The sequence below is a fragment of the Flavobacterium sufflavum genome, assembly GCF_004016525.1.
In the GTDB taxonomy this organism is placed as follows: Bacteria; Bacteroidota; Bacteroidia; order Flavobacteriales; family Flavobacteriaceae; genus Flavobacterium; species Flavobacterium sufflavum.
On record NZ_SACJ01000001.1, the window covers coordinates 291901 to 311487 of the forward strand.

A 19587-nucleotide genomic window follows, 5' to 3' on the forward strand; every position below is an offset into this window, starting at 1 on the left:
TTAATTATTCCTTTCATAGCTTCTTTATTTTATTTTTTACTTAATAAGTACAACAACTTCTTTCTTTATATCCCTCGAAGATGTTCCTAGTTTCAACGTATAACTTCCCGGTTCTACAACCCATTTTTTTGAAGTAACATTGTAATACGCTAATTCTTTCACAGGAACATTTATGGTGATTTTTTGATTCTCGCCCGCTTTAACCAATACCTTTTTAAATCCTTTTAACTCTTGGGCAGCACGTTGAATTTTTGAATCTGATTTCGAAACATACAATTGAACCACTTCTTTACCGTCAACTTTAGCTGTATTTTTAACGTCTACAGAAACTGTAATTATACCATCATTATGATATTCCTTTTTATCCGCTTTAACATTTTCAAAAGCAAAAGTGGTGTATGATAGTCCGTATCCGAAAGGAAATAAAGGCGTAATATTTTTAGTGTCAAACCAACGATAACCCACTAAAATTCCTTCAGCATAAGTAACTGTTTTATTTCCAGGAAAACTTTTGGTAGCATGGGCAGGAGAATCCATAATGTCTTTAGGCATAGTCCAAGGTAATTTCCCTGATGGATTTACTTTTCCTAATAACACATCAGCCAGAGCATTTCCTCCTTCGGAACCATTAAACCAACTCCACACCAAAGCCTTCGTTTTCTTACTTATTTCTTCTATTTCAAAAGGCGCTCCAGCAACCATTACTACAATTGTTTTTGGATTTACGGCTAACACTTTTTTAATTAATTCTTCTTGTCCGAATGGTAATTTCAGATTTCTACGATCTGATGCTTCTGTTTCATAATCACGGTTTGAACCCGCAAAAATAATCGCAACATCTGAGTTTTTCGCTGCTTCAACTGCTTCCTGAACTTTTGCAGGATCTAATTGATCGATTGTAACTGGACCGTTTGAAGTAATATTTCCTAAGTTTCCTTTGTTTTTCTCGTCGTAGCGCTCTAAATATCCCTCTGCATAATTAATTTTAATAGAAGAAGGCAATCTGTTTTTCAGACCTTCAAGAGGAGTGATTTCTTTCTTCGTTTTTACTCCGGCTCCAAATCCTCCTAAAGCATTTTTCTTTGTGGCATTATTTCCAATTACTGCAATAGATTTTACGCCATCCAATTTCAAAGGCAATGCATTATTCTCATTTTTCAATAAAACTATCGCTTCTGCAGCAATTTTATAAGCATCTTGATAATGAGCTTCTGTAGCAATACTTCCTTTTACACGATCTTTTCCGCCCATTGCTTTTACCTGAAATAAAGTACGCAAGATTCTTTTGACATGTATATTAATTTCTTTTTCTAAGATTTCTCCCTTTTTAGCGGCAGCAATTAATTTGTCTGCCAAGAAAAATTCGTTGAATGGTTTTGGAGTTCCCATCTCTATATCCAAACCATTTTCCAAGGTTTTTACTGTAGAATGCACTGCAGCCCAATCAGAGACGACAACACCTTTGAAACCCCATTCATCTCGCAATATTTTATTCAGCATATAATCGTTTTCACATAAATACTCACCTCTGAACTTGTTATAGGCTCCCATTACGCTATAGGCTTTTGCCTCAGTGATTACTGCTTTAAAAGCTGGTAAATAAATTTCATGAAGGGTACGTTCATCAATTTGCACATCAACAAAATCACGATTGGTTTCCTGATTATTGGCAGCAAAGTGCTTCACACAAGCTATGACATCATTATCTTGTAAACCAACAACTAAGGGCACCGCAATTTTTTTATTCAAGAAAGGATCTTCGGTCATGTATTCGTAAGTTCTTCCTCCCAGTGGCGTTCTGACAATGTTGATGGCCGGAGAAAGCAACATATCCTTATCTCTGGCACGCAGTTCCTGCCCTACACTATTCCCAAAAGTATAAGCCATCTCTGTATTCCAGGTAGCGGCTAAAGCACCACTGGCAGGATAATAGGTTGCAAAATCATTTGTCAATCCTGCAGGAGCCCAACTATCTCGGGAAATTTCTTCACGGACACCCAATGGTCCATCTGCCATTTTTAATTCAGGAATACCTAATCGTTTTACCCCACCATTGGCAAACATACTATTTCCATGCAACATCCCTATTTTTTCCTCCAAGGTCATTTGCGAAATTAACTTGTCAATTTCAGCATCATTAGCATCGGTGATTTCTTTTCCTTCATAAACTCTTTCATCCGAAATTCCTTGATTACTATTTGTACTTTGAGCTCTATTTTCATAAGAATAAAAGGCAACAAATACCAAAAAAGCCGACAGATACACTATTCTATTTTTCATCTCTATATATTTTTATTTTTAAGCTATTTTATTGTTTTACAAGATTCAACAAGAAAACATCATTTTCGTTAGTATTAAATTCTTTGGTAAAATTCCCTTCCGAATTTATTTGTACTATCTGGCTTTCGACAGCATCTCCCGTACTTTTTTCTTTCAAGATTTTCACTTGTTCTTTGGTAAGCTGACTTGGTTTTTGCATTTCTAAATAAGCCGTATAAGCATCGTTAACTTTATAAGCAGTTTTGTATACTTCGACTTTATATTTTCCTTGTTTTAAACCATTAATTTCAATTTTGGTTTTTCCTTTAGACTGAGAAGGCAATACTTGTGCATAATAGGTTTGATTGAGTTCCTTGTCTCCCGGATGTGTATTGGTAAAATCCCAAAAAAGAATTTGTGTGTCCCCTTTTGCATTTTTGCATGCCCAAGATGACGTATCTGTATTTTGAAGTTCTGTTTCTCCCAATTTATTCATGAAATAATAAGAGAAATAAGCTGACTTTTTAATCCCTTGTGTGTTCAACAATCCAAATCCTCCATGAAAAGGGGTAAATCGTGGTCCCGGTTCTTCAAAAATATCGGTAAAAACCCAATACGACATCGAGTTTGCATGACCTCCAACTTGCTTTAATTTCTGTAAAATATAAGCCGCAGAATGGTAACTATCGTGAATGGGATCTGCCGGTGTATACGATGTGCTCCACTCTGTATAATGCAATTCGAGATTTGGTTTCGCTGAATTTACTATTTGCTTTCTCGAATTAATAACCTCTCCACTGACACTTGAATCGTCTTTACTCAAAATGGTTCCCGAAGTTCCAAATTCATCCAAATAACCTTGTTTTACACCATAGGTATGGGTTGATATAAAATCCAATGGAACATTATTTTTTGTACAAAATTCAATTGTTTCAGGAACCCAAGCAGCTCCTGCTGTGGCAGGACCTCCCACTTTATAAGCCTTATTCACGCTTTTGATGGCTCTTGTAGTATACTCATACAACTTAAAATATTCTTCCTGAGTACCTGTCCAAAAACCCGGCGATAAATTAGGTTCGTTCCAAACCTCAAAATACCAGGTTTTCACTTCTTCGGCACCGTAACGCTCGGTGAAATGTTTAGTCAGATTGCGAATTAAATCTTCCCATTTGTTATAATCTTTAGGAGGAGTGACATTTCCTTTCCACCAAAAAATAGTTTCAGGACCACTTGCCAATGCTGATGGCATGAAGCCTAACTCCACAAAAGGTTTCATTTTAATACTCAAAAGAAAATCATACAAAGCATCAATGTATTGAAAATTGTATTCTGGATTTCCTTTTTCATCTTCTCTATATACAGCCATATCATCGGTCAGCAAACCATGCATTCGGATGTATTTGAAATCACATTCTTTTTTGACCATGGTTAACTGTTGCTGCCAATCGGCTCGCAAACCTTCGTTAGCTCTCCCTGCTCCAATACATTCTTTGAACATGGTGTTTAACTTACCCGCAGATTTATTATAATCGACTTTTATAATTCTGTTTTCAGATTTTACTACATTCGAATTTTGTCCAAACAAATTAATATTGATTAGACTTATGAAGGCAAACAGTATTTTTAAATTTCTTTTCATCTGAAAATTATATTTTTAAATCGTCGAGTTAGTAAACCCGAAAGGTTTTAAAAACCTTTCGGGTTTGAATATCCATAATTATATTTTTTTGAATCTGATTGCTGTTCCTCCTGCTCCACCAAGGTGTAATTGTAAGGAGTCGGAAGCTTTTACCGTTTTCTTCGAAATTGCTACTTCTGATGGATTATGAGTTTCATCAGTTCCTGCTGCATCGGCATAAATCTGAGCTTCGTAAGTCGCATTTGAATCTAAGAATGATAAAGAAACATTTACATCTCTTGCTTTTTCATTGGTAATAGTTCCTAAAAACCAATCGGCACTGTTTCTGTCTTTACGGGCTGTGGTGATGTATTCCCCAATTTTTCCTTCTAATACTTTAGTATCTTCCCAATCTGTTGGCACATCTTTTAAGAATTGCAAAGCTGGTTTTCCTTCGTAATTTTCCGGAAGGTCGGCCATCATCTGAATCGGAGCATAAATAGTTACATATAATGCCAATTGCTGTGCCGCAGTTCCGTGCACTCTTTTTCCGGGATACCCTTGTTTTACCTCAACATCAAAAATCCCAGGTGTAAAATCCATTGGTCCTGAAAGCAATCTTGTAAACGGAATAATCGTCAAGTGATTCGGGGGATTTCCTTCGCTCCAGGCATTATATTCTTGTCCACGTGCTGCTTCTCTCGACACCATATTTGGAAAAGTACGGCGTTCCCCTGTATCTTTTATGGACTCGTGGTATAATACGGCCAAATCATACTCGGCTGCTTTTTCTAAAATATATCTGAAATAATTCACTCCAAATTGTCCAAAGTGCATTTCCTTCATATTTAATTTAGAACCTACATGACCAATTTTAACCGAATGCATTCCCAGTTTTTTATACAATGCAAAACCTTCGTCAACTTCTTTTAAATAGTTAATTAAGTTGGAACCTGTTTCGTGGTAACCGATAAGTGCGACACCTTTTTTGTTTCCGTACTCTACTACTTTTTCTAAATCGAAATTGTCGGCACTTTTTGTAAAACTGAACATATGCATTTTGTTTTCATACCAGGCAGGAGTCCAGCCTTTGTTCCAGCCTTCAATCAATAAATGATGAAATCCTTCTTTGGCAGTAAAATCAATATATTCTTCGGCATGTTTGGTTGTTGCGCCTTGCTTGTCGCTTTCCCAAAAAGTATATTTCCCGATGTGCATTCCCCACCAAATTCCAAAGTATTTGTAAGGTTTGAAGTAGCTTGTGTTTTTTAATTTATTTGGTTCATTTAAATTCAAAATCAAATAAGAAGTAATTAAATCTGCCGGTTTTTCTCCAATTTGAATCGTTCTCCAAGAAGAAGTAAACGTATCTTTCACGCGAACTTTTACACCGTCAGACCAAGGCACCAAATCAGATTTAAGTTGCGTTCCACTTGTATTTACCAAAGTCATACTGGCAAAATCTACCAAGTTGGCTTCGTGAAAACTCAATGCTAATCCGCTTTTGCTTTCAATAGTAAGCGGAGTCAAAACGGTATCAAGCGTACTCACAGGAGCATCTTTAAAAAGATATTCGTCACGGTTTTCTCTGTTTGCCGGAATCCACCACGCTTTTCCATCTTCTTTTAAGTTAAAAGTTGTTTTTTCATCCATAATGAAAATACTGTCTTTTACATTTTGTTTTGGATACACATATCTAAAAGCAACTCCATCATCGAAAGCACGAAACTGAATCTCCAGTTTACGTTTGTTTTTCCCTTTTTGCTGTAATTCAACTACTAATTGATTGTAGTGGTTTCTGATGTTTTTCTTTTCTCCCCAAAGCTGTTCCCAGGTTTCATCGAAAGTGGAGTTTTTTACACTTTTGATTTCGAAATCAGTACTTAAATTTTCATTTCCTTTTAGTAAAAATCCCATATCCGATGGTGTAATCACTTCGGTTTTTCCGTGTGATACCGCATATTTTGGAGCATTTTTTACTAACTCAAATTTGATTTTGTTTTGCCCGTTTGGCGAAGCCAATTCATAAGCATTTTTATTTTTCTGACTATATCCAATAGCGATTGAAAGCAGTACAGCGGGAAGTACAAGGTATTTTTTCATGTTTTTTTTCTTAATTCGCCTTTTATAAATCGGACGCTGCTAAACTGCATCCGATTTAAAAAGACCCAACTTAAACTAACCAAATTGTTATTTTATCCACTCCGTTTTAAAAGTGGTTTTTCTGTTTAATACATTTGGAGCCACTTCAAAATTGTTTCCTTTTTTAGAAACTGTAATGGTTTGTACTGCATCTCCTTCAGGCAAGAATACTTTTGCAGTAGCTGTTGTGGTTGCATCTGTAGCATATACTTTTAATGTTAATTTGCTCCAGTCCATGTCTTTTGTAGATTGTGCCAATGCAATGTGAGGAATAGCTGAACCATCTCTAACCAAAACCACGATTGGAATAGCACCTGCTTTAATTTTATGCCATCCGCCTTGGTATACTTTTTTGGTTTGGTAATCAATCCAGGTTCCTTCAGGAAGATAGACATCTCTTTCGGTTACTTCTTCAAATAAAGGAGCCACTAACATGCTAGACCCAAATAAGTATTCATTATCAACCAACCAGGCACCCGGATCATTTGGATATTCTACAAATAAGGCACGCATCATAGGCAATCCTTTAGAGGAACTTTCTTTGGCTTGTGCGTAGATATACGGCATCAATTCGTAACGCATATTATCGGCGTTTCTAAATCCTTCCAAAAAGTCTTTGCTGTACAGCCAAGGTTCGCGCGGAGGTTCGCCATGACTTCTCACATGTGAAGTAAACATTCCGAATGGTGCCCATCTACGGTATAAATTTTCAGGAGATTTAGTTGCAAATCCTCCTACGTCATGACTCCAAAAACTGAATCCGCTTAATCCTAATGAAAGTCCCCCTCTTAATTCGGCCGACATTGCACCATTGCTTGTTTCGGCATCACCTCCCCAGTGTAATGGGTAACGTTGGCTACCAGCCCAGGTACTTCTGGCCCAGATTAAAGTATATCCTTTTTCTTTTTGAGTAATTTCGGCAACCGCTTTGTTGTAACGCAAAGGGTATAAATTGTGCTCATAGAAACCCGTACGTCCGGAATGGTAAATTCCGTCTGGCGGTGCAGCTTCTCCAAAATCAACTTTGAATACACTTACCCCCTGATCGAACAAACGTTTCAATTTACTTTGATACCAAGTCACCGTTTCAGGGTTCGAGAAATCCAGCACTGCATCTTCATAAGGAAGATTTCCTTTTCTATCTCTTACCGCCAGATTTTTATCCATGATTTCATTGAACAAGGTGTTTTTCGGAGTGAAATAAGGCAATTGCCATAAACATACATGGAAACCATCCTCTTTCATATCCGACATCATTTTTTCTGCATCAGGAAAACGGGATTTTGCAAACTCATAGTTGTTTCTCCAATCCACATCAAACCATCCGGTATCAAAGTGAATCACATCGGTTGGAATTTTATATTTACGCAAATCTCTTGCTACATCACGCCCTTCTTTTTCAGAAAAATAGGTGATACGGCTCATCCAGAAACCAAATGACCAAAGTGGTGGCATGGCTGCTTTCCCGGTCAAATTGGTATATTCATCCAGTATTTCTTTTGGTTCTCCGATAAAGAAAAACAAATCGGCTTCATCATCACCAATATACATTTCATTGGCGCTGCCAAAATATCTTCCAAAATCAACGGTGATAGGAGTTGAATGATGCATGAACACCCCATAACCACGACTGCTCATATAAAAGGGAACGGGTTTGTACATCGTTTCATTTTGGATTCCATTGGCATCATCGGTCCATAAAACCACCTTTTGACCGCGTTTATTGAATTGTGTGAATGATTCCCCGCAACCAAATATTTTTTCGTCAGGTTCTAAACTGAAAGCAGCTCCCATACTTCTGGAATAATCGCTGTTTCTACGAACATAAGAAAATGGAAGTGTTGGCGTATACGTATTTTTAAAATCAGAATCATGTAAGGTTCCTGTCAACAATTTTCCTTTTTCGTCATAAATTTTTACGTGCCAAGGTTTCGTTTGAATTTCGACCGAACCGTGTTTGCTGATAAATTTATAACCGCCTTCTATTTTAGAATATTTCCATAATTCCGGGTGATTCGGAGCTACTCCGTCAACCAACATCAAGGATTCTTTTTGAGGGCGAAATTGTGGCCCTGAAGTTGTCTTAATTCTCAACGTACGATCAGAAACAAACTGAATTTGGAAAGGCAATTCAGGAGAAACCTCATACTCAGTAGCTGGAAATTCGTTCGCTTTCTCCATATCAGGTTTCATCATCATATTATTGAAAGCCTGACGCGTTTTGTAATTGTATCTGAGGTATTTTACTGTACCCTTTCCTGTTTGGGGATCAAAGGCTGTAAGCTCATCGGCAAAATAAAACGTATTGAGATAATTCTGGAAATCTTTACTGATATCCATCGGCGCATTTAACACATCTGCATTTTGAATCTGTGCTGTTGCTTTTGGAATAGCTAGAAATCCAAAAACAAAGATTGAAAATAGAGCCGTTATTTGAGTTTTCTTCATTTTTATGGAAATTTATATTTATTATTATTTTAATTGAATCATTTGACTGATGTAAATATAGTATTACTTTTCAGCTCTTTGAAACTTAACCCTAATTCTAATTTATCTGCTTATTTAGAAGCTCTTGAATTAGGATAAAGACATCAATCAATACGATTCAAATAACTTTCCTAATATTTTCTATTTAACTCTTAGGCACTAAATTCATAACTACTTGCACACCGTCATTACGAATTGCGGCATATCTTAAAGAACTTGCTGTAAGCTCAATTAACCTAACATTAGAAAACGAGAATCCTGACATTACATCGTTATAATAGGCATTAAGATGTAGCATTTCTATTCCTCCGTTTAATATGATTCTGTCATTTTTAGCCCCTGTTGAAAGACTAAAATTGTACGTTCCGGACTTAGTGGTTTTTACAGTACTTCCTGTAGTCAATGAAGTTTGTGTTACTTTAACATTATAACCTCCATTAAGGTCAAAAGTAACTTCTCCCCAATTTTTGTTTTCTACACCTGACCATGAAACATCATTGATACTCCCTGGATACCAAGCCCAATCTCCTTCTACTGTCTTGTTTATATATCCACCACCAACAAATGCAAATGGACTTTCAGTTACCATATTAAATACCCATGTTTTTCCGGCTATACCGTTAGTAAGCATTGCCCATCTAGGATCACTAAATAAAGTTTGATCATTTTTTGAAATGGTTACCGTTTTTGTGGCTGTTACCGAACCGCCTTGTGTATAAGCTGAAAAATTAATGGTATAAGTACCCGCAAATGGCATTGGAATAGTTGTTTCATTTAGGTTTGAATGCCCTAATTCATTCCCTTTTGAATCAACATAACTCCAATAAGGTATAACATCCGGAGTTAGGTTTTTTAATTGAATGGTATTCCCATTTACTACAGCCGTAAAATTCAGGTCTGTAGACATAAGTGACATTGCAGGAAGACTGTTACGATCTTCTACCGGTTCGCAAGAAAATAACGAACCCACTGCAATTATAGCTATTAATGTTAAAAATATATTTTTCATAGTCATTATTTTTAAGGTTATTACCAACCTGGATTTTGTTTTATTGCTCCGTTAGAAAGTACAATTTGTGACTGAGGTATTGCAAACCATCCTAGTGTTTCAGTTCTAAATGTTACGTTAAATTGAGAATCACTATTTACATTGTCAATAGCAGCTTTAGCTATAGCTGGACTTTGTCTGATTAAGTCAAAAAAACGTTGTCCTTCTAATGCCAGTTCTAATTGACGTTCCTTCATGATATTTGGTAAAGTTGCTGCAACACGGTGACTGGCATTTTGGAAAGCACGATCACGAACTTTATCGAGACAAGTTTTTGCAAAAGCATCATTTGTACCAAGATTAAGCTCTGCTGCCATTAACAATACATCCGAAAATCGTATTACAGCATAATCTTCGACATTGTCAATTTGGAAATTTCCACCATTGGCAGTTACGTCTGCAATTCCGGCTTCATTGGTAACAGGGCAATATTTTTTCCAGGCGTATCCTGTATATTGACGTTGGTCTCTTTTATTTGGTGCAGGATCAAAATTCAATCCTTCTCCAGCAAAATTGATGATGGTAGCATCTCTACGAGTATCTCCAACTTCATATGCACCATAAAGACTTGGGGTAACAGGAAGTCCACCCCAACCGTAAGCATATCTACCTATATTTCCACCACGTGGCGCAATTAATACTGACAAACGATTTCCTTCATGAAGATTCCAGTCTCCTTTTCCGCTTCCGTTATAACGAATAGCCCAAACCATTTCTGTATTGCCTTCACCTGCATAATTCGCAAGTGACGCAGCTATCCATAGACGAGAATAATCTGTAATCAAAGCGTGACCACTATTATTTACAACATCATTAATATAGGTTACTGCCTGAGCTTTGGTCACTACTCCGGCTAAATCCGGTTTAGTATAATAATCTGTATAGAATATAAAAGCTTTCGCCAAATAAGATTCTGCAGCCCATTTAGTGATGCGACCGTAATTTGGATTTCCTACTTGAGAATAATTTTCAGTACCCAGATTTTCTACAGCAAATTTTAAGTCATTAGCAATTAAAGCATAAGTAACTTCCGGAGCCAATCTTGGAGAATTAAATTCACTGGTGTTAATAGAATGATCCAGTGGAACAATATCACCAAAAATTCTCGCTAATTCAAAATGGAAATGGGCTCTTAAAAAACGAGCTTCCGCCTCATATTTTGCTTTAAGTGCAGTATCGGTACCCCAATTTACTTTATCTAAATTTTCTAATAAAATATTGGCTCTGTATATTCCTTTGTAGCAGCTTTGCCAAACAACATTATTCATTTCCGGATCTGAGCTGTTTTTAAAGCGATCCCAGTCCAAAACAGCTATTCCATCAGCGGTTCCAAAACCTCCAAAACAATTATCCGAGGCTTCTTCCGTAATCATTTGAAATCCTGCCCAGCCGCCTTCCTGTTGCAATACATCATATATAGAAACAAGTCCTTCAAAAGCATCTTTCGGGGTTTTATAAAAATTTTCTGCAACCTTTTCGGTTACCGGTGCGGTGTCTAAAAAATCATTCGAGCAAGAACTTAATATTAATAGGGTTGATGCCGTAAATAGTTTAATATAATTTTTCATTTTTTTGATAATTAGAAGTTAACATTAAGTCCCATCATATAAGTTCTTGGCTGTGGGTAGTAACCCACATCAATCCCTTTTGCCCATGATTGGTTTGTATTTCCAAACCCAATCTCCGGATCCATTCCTCTATACTTCGTAAAAGTGAACAGATTGTTGGCGGCAACGTATAATCTGAATTTTGAAAAGAAATTTAACATGCCTGTTACTTTTGTCAAATCACAACCTAGCGTAGCCGATTTGATTCTAAAGAAGCCGGCGTCTTGAACATATAAATCGGACATCTTAGTATAATTCCCATTCGCATCTGAACCATAAGTAACTCTTGGTATAGAATTAGAACTTCCTTCTGTTGTCCAACGATTCAAGATTGTCGTTGTGTAATTAGAGTAAGGACGTTCAATACTACGAAGCCCAATAACATTTTGATTTCCTGAAACGCCATAGGTATAAATCGAGAAATCAAAAGCTTTGTAAGACAGTTCCATATTTAACCCATAAGTAAAGTCCGGATTTGGATTTCCAATTTTAGTTTTATCGTTAGCATCAATTTTGCCGTCAGCGTTTAAATCCACAAAACGAACATCTCCAGGCAATGCATTAGGCTGAACTCCCGCCGCAACTTCGGCTGCATTTTGAAAAATACCATTGGTTTTAAGTCCGTAAAAATAACCTATTGGTTGTCCTACCTCTACACGATTCATTTCATCCAAACCTTGAAAAAGGAGGTTAGTGTCACCATGGATTATGCCTTCAGAATTGGCTACACGAAGCACTTTGTTTTCATTATGGGATATGTTTCCGTTTATAGAAAATGACCAGTCTTTTCCAAAATTAGTTCTATATCCTAATCCTAATTCAATTCCTCTATTATTAACATCTCCACCATTTATATAAGGAGGCGTAGCTCCGGCAATTTCAGGAATAGCTGCCTGTACTAACCAATCTTTGGTTGTTTTGTTATAATAATCGAATGTCAAAGTAAGGTTTGAGAATAATGCAGCGTCAAAACCAAAATCAGTTTGCTCAGATGTTTCCCATTTTAAATCAGGATTTGAAAGTGCATCTGGACTAGAACCTGTATACAGTGTTTCATTAGGACCTGTCCCAAAATGATAGTTTTTATCATAAGAATTTATTGTTGACATGTAAGCAAATCGTTTTGAAAATTGATCATTACCGTTTTGTCCCCAACTGGCTCTTATTTTAAGAGATTTTATAAAACTATTTTGTGGAAAGAAACTTTCGCGATCTATGTTCCATCCAGCTGATACCGCAGGAAAGTAAGCATATTTATTATTGGTTCCGAACTCCGAAGAACCGTCTCTTCTTAATGTGGCAGTGAATAAATATTTATTGTTGTAATCATATAACAATCTACCAAAATAAGATTGAAGTCTATAATCGTATCTTTCACCGGAGACTGTGTTTGATGTTTTATCTGTTGCATTACTTAAATAAGCATGGTCAAAATCATTAAAAGTTAAATTTTTGCCTGTGGCTCCCATACTTTCAGAAGTATTTGACTTAGCAGAAGTTCCTAACAACACATCAAAATGATGAATATCATTGATAGAAGCTTTATATTGCAATGTGTTTTCCCATAACCAGCCCAAACTTTTATTGGAACTTTGTGTAACACTTGAGATCAGATTATTATCAAAAAGTGTTTCATTATAAACCGGTTTAAAAGAACGAAATGAACTATCCGATATATCCACTCCAAAACTCGTTTTGAAAGTAACATTTTTCAAGAATTTTGCTTCTGCAAATACATTTCCCACATAACGATTTATTTTATCTTCTTTAAAGTTATTATGATATAAAGAAGCCACGGGATTAAAAACATCAGCCGCAATAATTGAAGTTGCAAAATTGCCATTGGCATCATAGGCAGCGTCTAAAGGAGAGGCATTTAGAAAACTTCTTATACTGTTATTGTAAAGACCCTGGTCAGAAACACCATTACTTTTGATATTGGCGAAAGAAAAATTTTCTCCGATTTTCAAATGATTTTCTATAACTTCAGATGTAGTATTGACATTGAATGTTATACGATCATACTGTGATTGATTATTTTGACTTCCTATAAGACCTTCTTGTCCATAATAAGATAATCCTGTAGCAATTGTCGATTTTTTATCCCCACCCGTAATCATTAAGGAATGATTTTGTTTTGCGGCTCCATTATTGAATAAATCTTTTTGCCAATCGTGGTTAGGAAGTGCAGCTATTTGCGCTGCAGTATACAAAGGTGTAAAACCTGAATTCACCCTTGATTCATTCATGATAACTGCATATTCATTTGAATCAAGCAGGTCTAATCTTTTGGCAATTTCCTGATATCCTGTATAACTATTTAAAGACACATTCATCTTACCATCTTTTCCTTTTTTAGTCGTCACTAATATAACTCCATTAGCTGCTCTGGCTCCATAGATAGATGCAGCCGAAGCGTCTTTAAGAACATCGACTCTTTCAATAGTGGATGGATCAAGATACCCAATACCATTATCCACAACAACTCCATCAACAACATAAAGAGGAGAGCTGTTTCCTGCGGTTCCCACACCACGTATGTTTACAGCCATTCCAGCTCCCGGTTGTCCTGACGTAGAGGTAATGGACACCCCTGAACTTTGTCCCTGTAAAGCATTAACAACATCAAGACTGGCAACTTGTTGGATGTCTTTTCCCGAAACCAAAGAAGTAGCAGCTGTTGATACCTTTTTCTTCTGAGAGCCATACCCTATCACAACAACCTCTTTAAGATCTGCTGTTTCCGCTTGCATGGCAATGTTTATTACTGTTTGGTTTTTTATCGATACTCGTTGTGTTTTATAACCTATATAGCTGATTATTAACACAGCGTCAGATTCCGCATTAATTTGATATTTACCATCAAAATCAGTTGTAGTATTTTTATTGGTAGACTCTACTTTAACAGTTGCACCGGGAATCCCCATACCGTCGTTACTAGATGTTATCTTTCCACTTACAGAAAGAGATCGCTGTTGCGCAAAACTTGATTGCAGCATAAACATGCTGAACAAGATTGCTATACAAAAGGGAAGCATTGTCGAAATACAATATTTTCTTTTCATAATAATTTAAGAATTGGTTAATTTTTTAGTTAATGGTTTTTTAATTATAATTATTTCAGGTATTCTAATTTACTCTCTATTATTCATACTAATTTATTTAGCATCAATATTCTATTTATCTCAATTCATAAATAGCTTTCAAATCTTAAAAAGACTTCTTTTTAAAAAAATATATTTTTGAAGGGCTCGAAACAACCTTATGGTTAATTTGACTACAAGTATATAGCTTTTTTTTACATTAACAAAATTTTAAGCAATAAAAAAAGATTAAGTAAAAAATTCTAAGAATTTATATACATATAACAAATATTATGCATCGCAAAAGCATTGTTACTTATATTTTATTATTTTCGTGAAATATTATACCATTATGCCAAATGAGAAAAATGACACCAAATCTATGTCATTAGTTGAAGGATCAGCTATTGATGATATTTCTATTGACTGTGTAATACTTGGCTTTAACAACGGAACCCTTGAAGTCCTTTTAGTACAACACGGAGAAGGAGATAGCAAAGGAGAATGGGGGCTTCCAGGTGGTTGGATAAAAAAAGAAGAAAGTATCGATAATGCTGCCAATCGTTTATTGGAAGAGCTTACCGGACTTGACAATGTTTTCCTGGAACAATTAAAAGTTTTTGGAGACCCAAAACGTGTGTCCTTCAGAAGGGTACTTACTATTGGATATTATGCTCTAATAAAAAGAGAAGATGACAAACTCAAAGCGAGTTTAGTATTGACTGACGCTAAATGGTTTAAAATTAAAAACATTCCGGATTTGATTTTTGATCACAATGAAATCATCAATTACAGTTTAAAACATTTACGCAATCGAGTACGTCAAGCACCTATTGGCTTCAATCTTTTACCTGAAAAGTTTACATTATTACAACTAATGAAACTCTATGAAGAAATTTTAGATATCGAAATGGATAAATCTAACTTTAGAAGAAAAATTTTACACATGAAATTGCTAAAGCCTTTAGATGAAAAACAACAAGATGTATCACATAGAGCTGCCAAACTATACCAATTTGACCAGGAAATATACGACCTGCTTACTCAAAAAGGGTTCAACTTTGAATTTTAAACCATTGTAAGAAAGAAAAAGAATTACTTTCTTCTACTAGCAAGTTGATTTTCCACAACTTCTAACTTTTTTTCATCAAGAGAATAAAACAAAATAAAAAATAATGAGATAACAGCCGCAATAGCTGGCAAAATACTCATCATCAATAAAATCCCATTTTGCGCTAACAAACTTTGGTCTATATTAGCTTTAAAGCCATAATACCCTAAAAGCCACCCTGTACCCGCACCCCCAATAGTCCATCCTATTTTTTGTGACATTGAAGAAGCAGAAAATATAAGCCCTGTTGCACGTCGCCCTGTTTTCCATTCCGAATAATCGGCACTATCAGCATACATAGACCAAATTAAAGGAAATATACAGCCCGCGCAAACACTTATCAGTACTTGAAAAGACATAATCAATACTATATCCTCTTTCTTGAAAAAATAAAACAAAAAACTTAAAATAGCGATTAAAACTGTAGCTATCATAAAAGTATTTTTCTTTCCCATTTTATTAGCAATCGGTGTAGCAACCATAACTCCAATAAGATTTGCAGCCTGACCTAAAACTAAATAAAGCGTAGTGGGAGTCATAACAAAATGTTCCGAAAACAATGTTAATGTATAACTTTGACTACTGTCTATATAATATTTAAAATAATAAACAGCCGAACCATCGCGTATCGAATTGAATATTAAAGTGCCTATTCCTGACCCTAATAAAATCCACAAAGGTTTATTAGCCCAAAGATCTTTCAGGTCTTCTTTTAAATTAACTTTCTCATTTATAGGCTGAACTCTTTCTTTGGTTAAAAAAAAAGAAAGCCAGAAAAAAATGGTGGTAATAATACCAAAGACCACAATCATCCCCAACCAACCGGATTCGGATTTTAAGCTTTTGCCAAAATAATGAACTAATGGTTCAATTAGCCACAAAGCAAACAAACTTCCGCCAAAAGCAAAAAACATTCTATAAGATGAAAGTGCAGTACGTTCTTTTCTTTCTGAAGATATTACGCCCAACAGAGAAGCATAAGGGACATTGATTAACGAATAAATCATCATCATCAAAGAATAAGTAATATAAGCGTAAACAATTTTACCTTTATCGTCAAGATTAGGAGTATAAAATATCAACACCCCAATTAATGCAAAAGGAATTGCCACCCATAACAAATAAGGCCTGAATTTACCCCAACGAGTTTTAGTTCTATCAGCAATAATTCCAACTACAATATCAAAACAGGAATCCCACACTCTAGTTATTAAAAACATGGTCCCCACCACAGCAGGTGCCAAACCATAAACATCAGTGTAAAAAAACATAAGATATACGCTAAAGATCTTCCAAAATATTGAAGAAGCAGCATCTCCTAAGCCGTAACCAACTTTTTCTTTAAAGCTAATCTTATCTTGCATTTAATTTTTAAAACTTAAACATCCAGTTATATAACAATACAAGGATAATAAAATAAAAGTAGAATATCCACCAAACTTACTAATGTTTTTTATCTAAATCTACAATACTTCTATAAAACGAAATGGAAATTAATTATTAAGAATAACAAAATTATTAACTGAATTTACAACAACCATATTTACATAAAATATACCGTTTATTAACCCAAAAAAAAGACTCCTAAAAAGGAGTCTTTTTAACTACTAACCTAACCAAAAGTTAATTATTTAACCGCAACCATTTTATTTACTTCTGAATAAGGATCTGACATGATAGTTGCAGTTTCATTCACTACAAGAATTTCATATTTCACCGTTTTAGTTTTAGATTCAGCTACCAGGTAATAAACCCCGTCAGCTAAAGGATTTAAATCGTATGTTTTAACGATTTTTTCATTTGATTTAAGTGGATTCAAATTTAATGTATACACATTCTCTGTGCTTAACAGTTTATTATTTGCATCATAAATAGAAACATTAGCTTTGTTAATATCATTTAGAGCAAAGGTTACCATCTTTTTTGAACTAGCTTTTTCACTTTTAGAAATTTTAACGCCAGTTGCGTGAGTATTCATAGCAATTAGAACTACCATTAATACGAAACTAAGTTTTAGAATCTTTTTCATAATTAGAATTTTTTAGATTTATAATTCTTTTAACTGGTTCAAAGATAGTATGCTAACATAGAATTAAACTGCAGTGGTTTTTCACATTTCTATGCTATATTACCTTTTACGAAAACGTTTTAGTTAAAAAATGGTAATTTAGAGCATTTTAAAGTTAATATAGCATAGTTTATAACAGAAAACACAACTTTATTATCTTTCGGAAAAATCAAAATACTTTCTAAAATTTCTAAAAATTAACTCCGGGACAGGATTCGGCAACAAGTCTATTACGTAATTTTGTATCATGTATGCTTTAGTCGATTGTAATAATTTCTATGCTTCTTGCGAACGTGTTTTCCAACCGGAATTCAACGACAAGGCTATTGCGATTTTATCTAACAACGATGGTTGCGTGATTTCCAGAAGTTACGAAGCCAAAGCAGCCGGAATTCCTATGGGTGCGCCTGCTTTCCAAATTAAAGATTTGGTAAAAGAGAAAAACGTAAAGCTGTTTTCGTCTAATTACGCACTCTATGGCGATTTAAGCCGTCGTGTAATGGCAATCCTGAACCAGTTCACCCCAAATGTGGAAATTTATAGCATTGACGAAGCCTTCCTGAACTTCGATGGATTAAATATTACCGATTACCACGATTATGGTCTCCAAATGAAGACTCGTGTTCGAAAATGGATTGGAATCCCTACCTGCATCGGATTTGCAGAAACCAAAGCCCTATCGAAAGTAGCGAATAAAATAGCCAAAAAATTCCCGGACAGAACTCAGGGGGTTTATGTAATCGATTCTAAAGAAAAACGCATCAAAGCTTTAAAATGGACCCAAATTGAAGATGTCTGGGGCATTGGCTACCGAATGCGTAAAAAAGTAAAGCTAAGAAACATCAATACTGCCTTAGATTTTATACAACCGCAACACGAAGCCTGGATAAAAAGAGAAATGGGCGTAACCGGCCTTCGATTAAAAGCAGAACTGGAAGGAAAATCGGTTTTAGATTTAGAACCTATTGCCGAACAAAAGAAAAGTATCGCCATTACCCGAAGTTTTCCCAAACAAATCTCCGATTTTGATTTACTCCGGGAACGCATCACTACTTTTGCAGCCGTTTGTGCGGAGAAATTACGCCGTCAGAAATCTTGTTGCCATACTATAATAGTAATGCTCATTATTGACAAACATAGTGTAAAGACATCCCAATACTATTTTAACAAAGCAATCACTTTGCCCTATTCAACCAATTCGACTTTAACGATTGCCAATACAGCTATCGAATTACTGAAACAAATACACCAGGGCAACGAACATTTGAAATTTAAAAAAGCAGGAGTTATTGTTAGCGAACTCATTGGCGAAAACCAAAAACAGTTTCAATTGTTTGAAGAAGAAAATCCAAAGCATTTGGCACTGATGAAAGCAATGGATAGTCTTAACACCAAAATTGGCGACACCAAAGTAAAATTGGCCAGCCAAAATTTAGAGCTGACCTGGGACATGAATCAGAATCATTTGTCTCCAAAATACACCACAAAATTTAAAGATATTCTCGAAATACGATGCGAATGAAAAAAGACCAAAAACTCAGCTTTTACAAACCTGATTACGAAAGTGAACTACGAATTCCTTTCATCCCTGATGGTGTTTCGGCAGGATTTCCTTCTCCCGCGGCTGATTTTATGGAGAACAATATCGATTTAAATAAAGAACTGAGCGAAAATCCCCTGGCTACCTTTTATATTAAGGTAAAAGGAAACTCGATGATTGACGCCGGTATCAATGACAAAGACGTACTGATTGTAGACCGAAGCATTGAACCACAAGACAACAAAATCGCTATTTGCTTTATCGACGGAGAATTTACCGTAAAACGCATTAAATTAGAAAAAGATTGTCTTTATCTAATGCCCGAAAATAGCAGTTACAGCCCCATAAAAGTCACTGAAGAAAATCAATTAATCATTTGGGGAATTGTAACCTATGTGATAAAAAAAATGTGAAATCAAACGAATTTGATTTCACATTTTTAATTTAAAGACTTATCTTCTGAGTTGCAGAAAATTCAATTCTATTAATTACAAGCCACGTGGGGAATTCGGCAAATGTTAAAATTTGAAAGAACTACTAAAATTTTTAGTATTTTTTTTAGCCCTTATTGTTTTGACCCTCAAATGATTGAGTTTTTTCAGGGTAATTGTTTAAAATTTAATA

At 35.4% G+C, this 19587-nt stretch carries 12 protein-coding genes; 3 read left to right on the plus strand and 9 right to left on the minus strand.

Annotated features, from left to right (window positions below; all coding sequences use genetic code 11):
- Nucleotides 1–36 precede the first annotated feature (36 nt).
- From EOD40_RS01050 to EOD40_RS01080, 7 genes are all read right to left on the minus strand, one after another.
- Nucleotides 37–2280, minus strand: coding sequence for a glycoside hydrolase family 3 C-terminal domain-containing protein (locus EOD40_RS01050; RefSeq protein ID WP_128193045.1), 2244 nt, complete (start codon nt 2278–2280; stop codon nt 37–39).
- 28 nt (nt 2281–2308) lie between these two features.
- Nucleotides 2309–3898 carry a GH39 family glycosyl hydrolase gene (locus EOD40_RS01055; RefSeq protein WP_128193046.1) on the minus strand — a complete coding sequence of 530 codons (1590 nt, stop codon included), beginning with the start codon at nt 3896–3898 and terminating at the stop codon, nt 2309–2311.
- Nucleotides 3899–3976: 78 nt separating this feature from the next.
- On the minus strand, nt 3977–5980 hold the full coding sequence (locus EOD40_RS01060) for a glycoside hydrolase family 97 protein (RefSeq protein ID WP_128193047.1): 2004 nt from the start codon (nt 5978–5980) through the stop codon (nt 3977–3979).
- Between the two features lie 87 nt (nt 5981–6067).
- A complete protein-coding gene (locus EOD40_RS01065) occupies nt 6068–8467 on the minus strand; it encodes a glycoside hydrolase family 31 protein (protein WP_128193048.1) in 2400 nt (799 codons plus the stop codon).
- Nucleotides 8468–8651: 184 nt separating this feature from the next.
- A complete protein-coding gene (locus EOD40_RS01070; protein ID WP_231129553.1) occupies nt 8652–9515 on the minus strand; it encodes a hypothetical protein in 864 nt (287 codons plus the stop codon).
- A gap of 20 nt (nt 9516–9535) precedes the next feature.
- Nucleotides 9536–11122, minus strand: coding sequence for a RagB/SusD family nutrient uptake outer membrane protein (locus EOD40_RS01075; protein WP_128193050.1), 1587 nt, complete (start codon nt 11120–11122; stop codon nt 9536–9538).
- A gap of 11 nt (nt 11123–11133) precedes the next feature.
- Complete coding sequence (locus tag EOD40_RS01080) at nt 11134–14226, minus strand: SusC/RagA family TonB-linked outer membrane protein (protein ID WP_128193051.1); 3093 nt, start codon at nt 14224–14226, stop codon at nt 11134–11136.
- A 370-nt stretch (nt 14227–14596) separates the two neighbouring features.
- Between EOD40_RS01080 and EOD40_RS01085 the strand changes: the two genes are divergently transcribed.
- Nucleotides 14597–15316 (plus strand): NUDIX hydrolase, encoded by a 720-nt coding sequence (locus EOD40_RS01085; protein ID WP_128193052.1) that lies wholly within the window; start codon nt 14597–14599, stop codon nt 15314–15316.
- Nucleotides 15317–15339: 23 nt separating this feature from the next.
- Here EOD40_RS01085 and EOD40_RS01090 read toward each other — a convergent pair whose 3' ends face one another.
- Nucleotides 15340–16719: an MFS transporter gene (locus EOD40_RS01090; protein ID WP_128193053.1), complete on the minus strand. Its 1380-nt coding sequence runs from the start codon at nt 16717–16719 to the stop codon at nt 15340–15342.
- 263 nt (nt 16720–16982) lie between these two features.
- Nucleotides 16983–17384 (minus strand): hypothetical protein, encoded by a 402-nt coding sequence (locus EOD40_RS01095; protein ID WP_128193054.1) that lies wholly within the window; start codon nt 17382–17384, stop codon nt 16983–16985.
- A 286-nt stretch (nt 17385–17670) separates the two neighbouring features.
- Between EOD40_RS01095 and EOD40_RS01100 the strand changes: the two genes are divergently transcribed.
- Together EOD40_RS01100 and EOD40_RS01105 are read left to right on the plus strand one after the other, a co-directional pair.
- Complete coding sequence (locus EOD40_RS01100) at nt 17671–18945, plus strand: Y-family DNA polymerase (RefSeq protein ID WP_128193055.1); 1275 nt, start codon at nt 17671–17673, stop codon at nt 18943–18945.
- Nucleotides 18936–19376 (plus strand): LexA family protein, encoded by a 441-nt coding sequence (locus EOD40_RS01105; RefSeq protein WP_128193056.1) that lies wholly within the window; start codon nt 18936–18938, stop codon nt 19374–19376. Before EOD40_RS01100 ends, EOD40_RS01105 begins: the two co-directional genes overlap by 10 nt.
- Nucleotides 19377–19587: the final 211 nt, after the last annotated feature.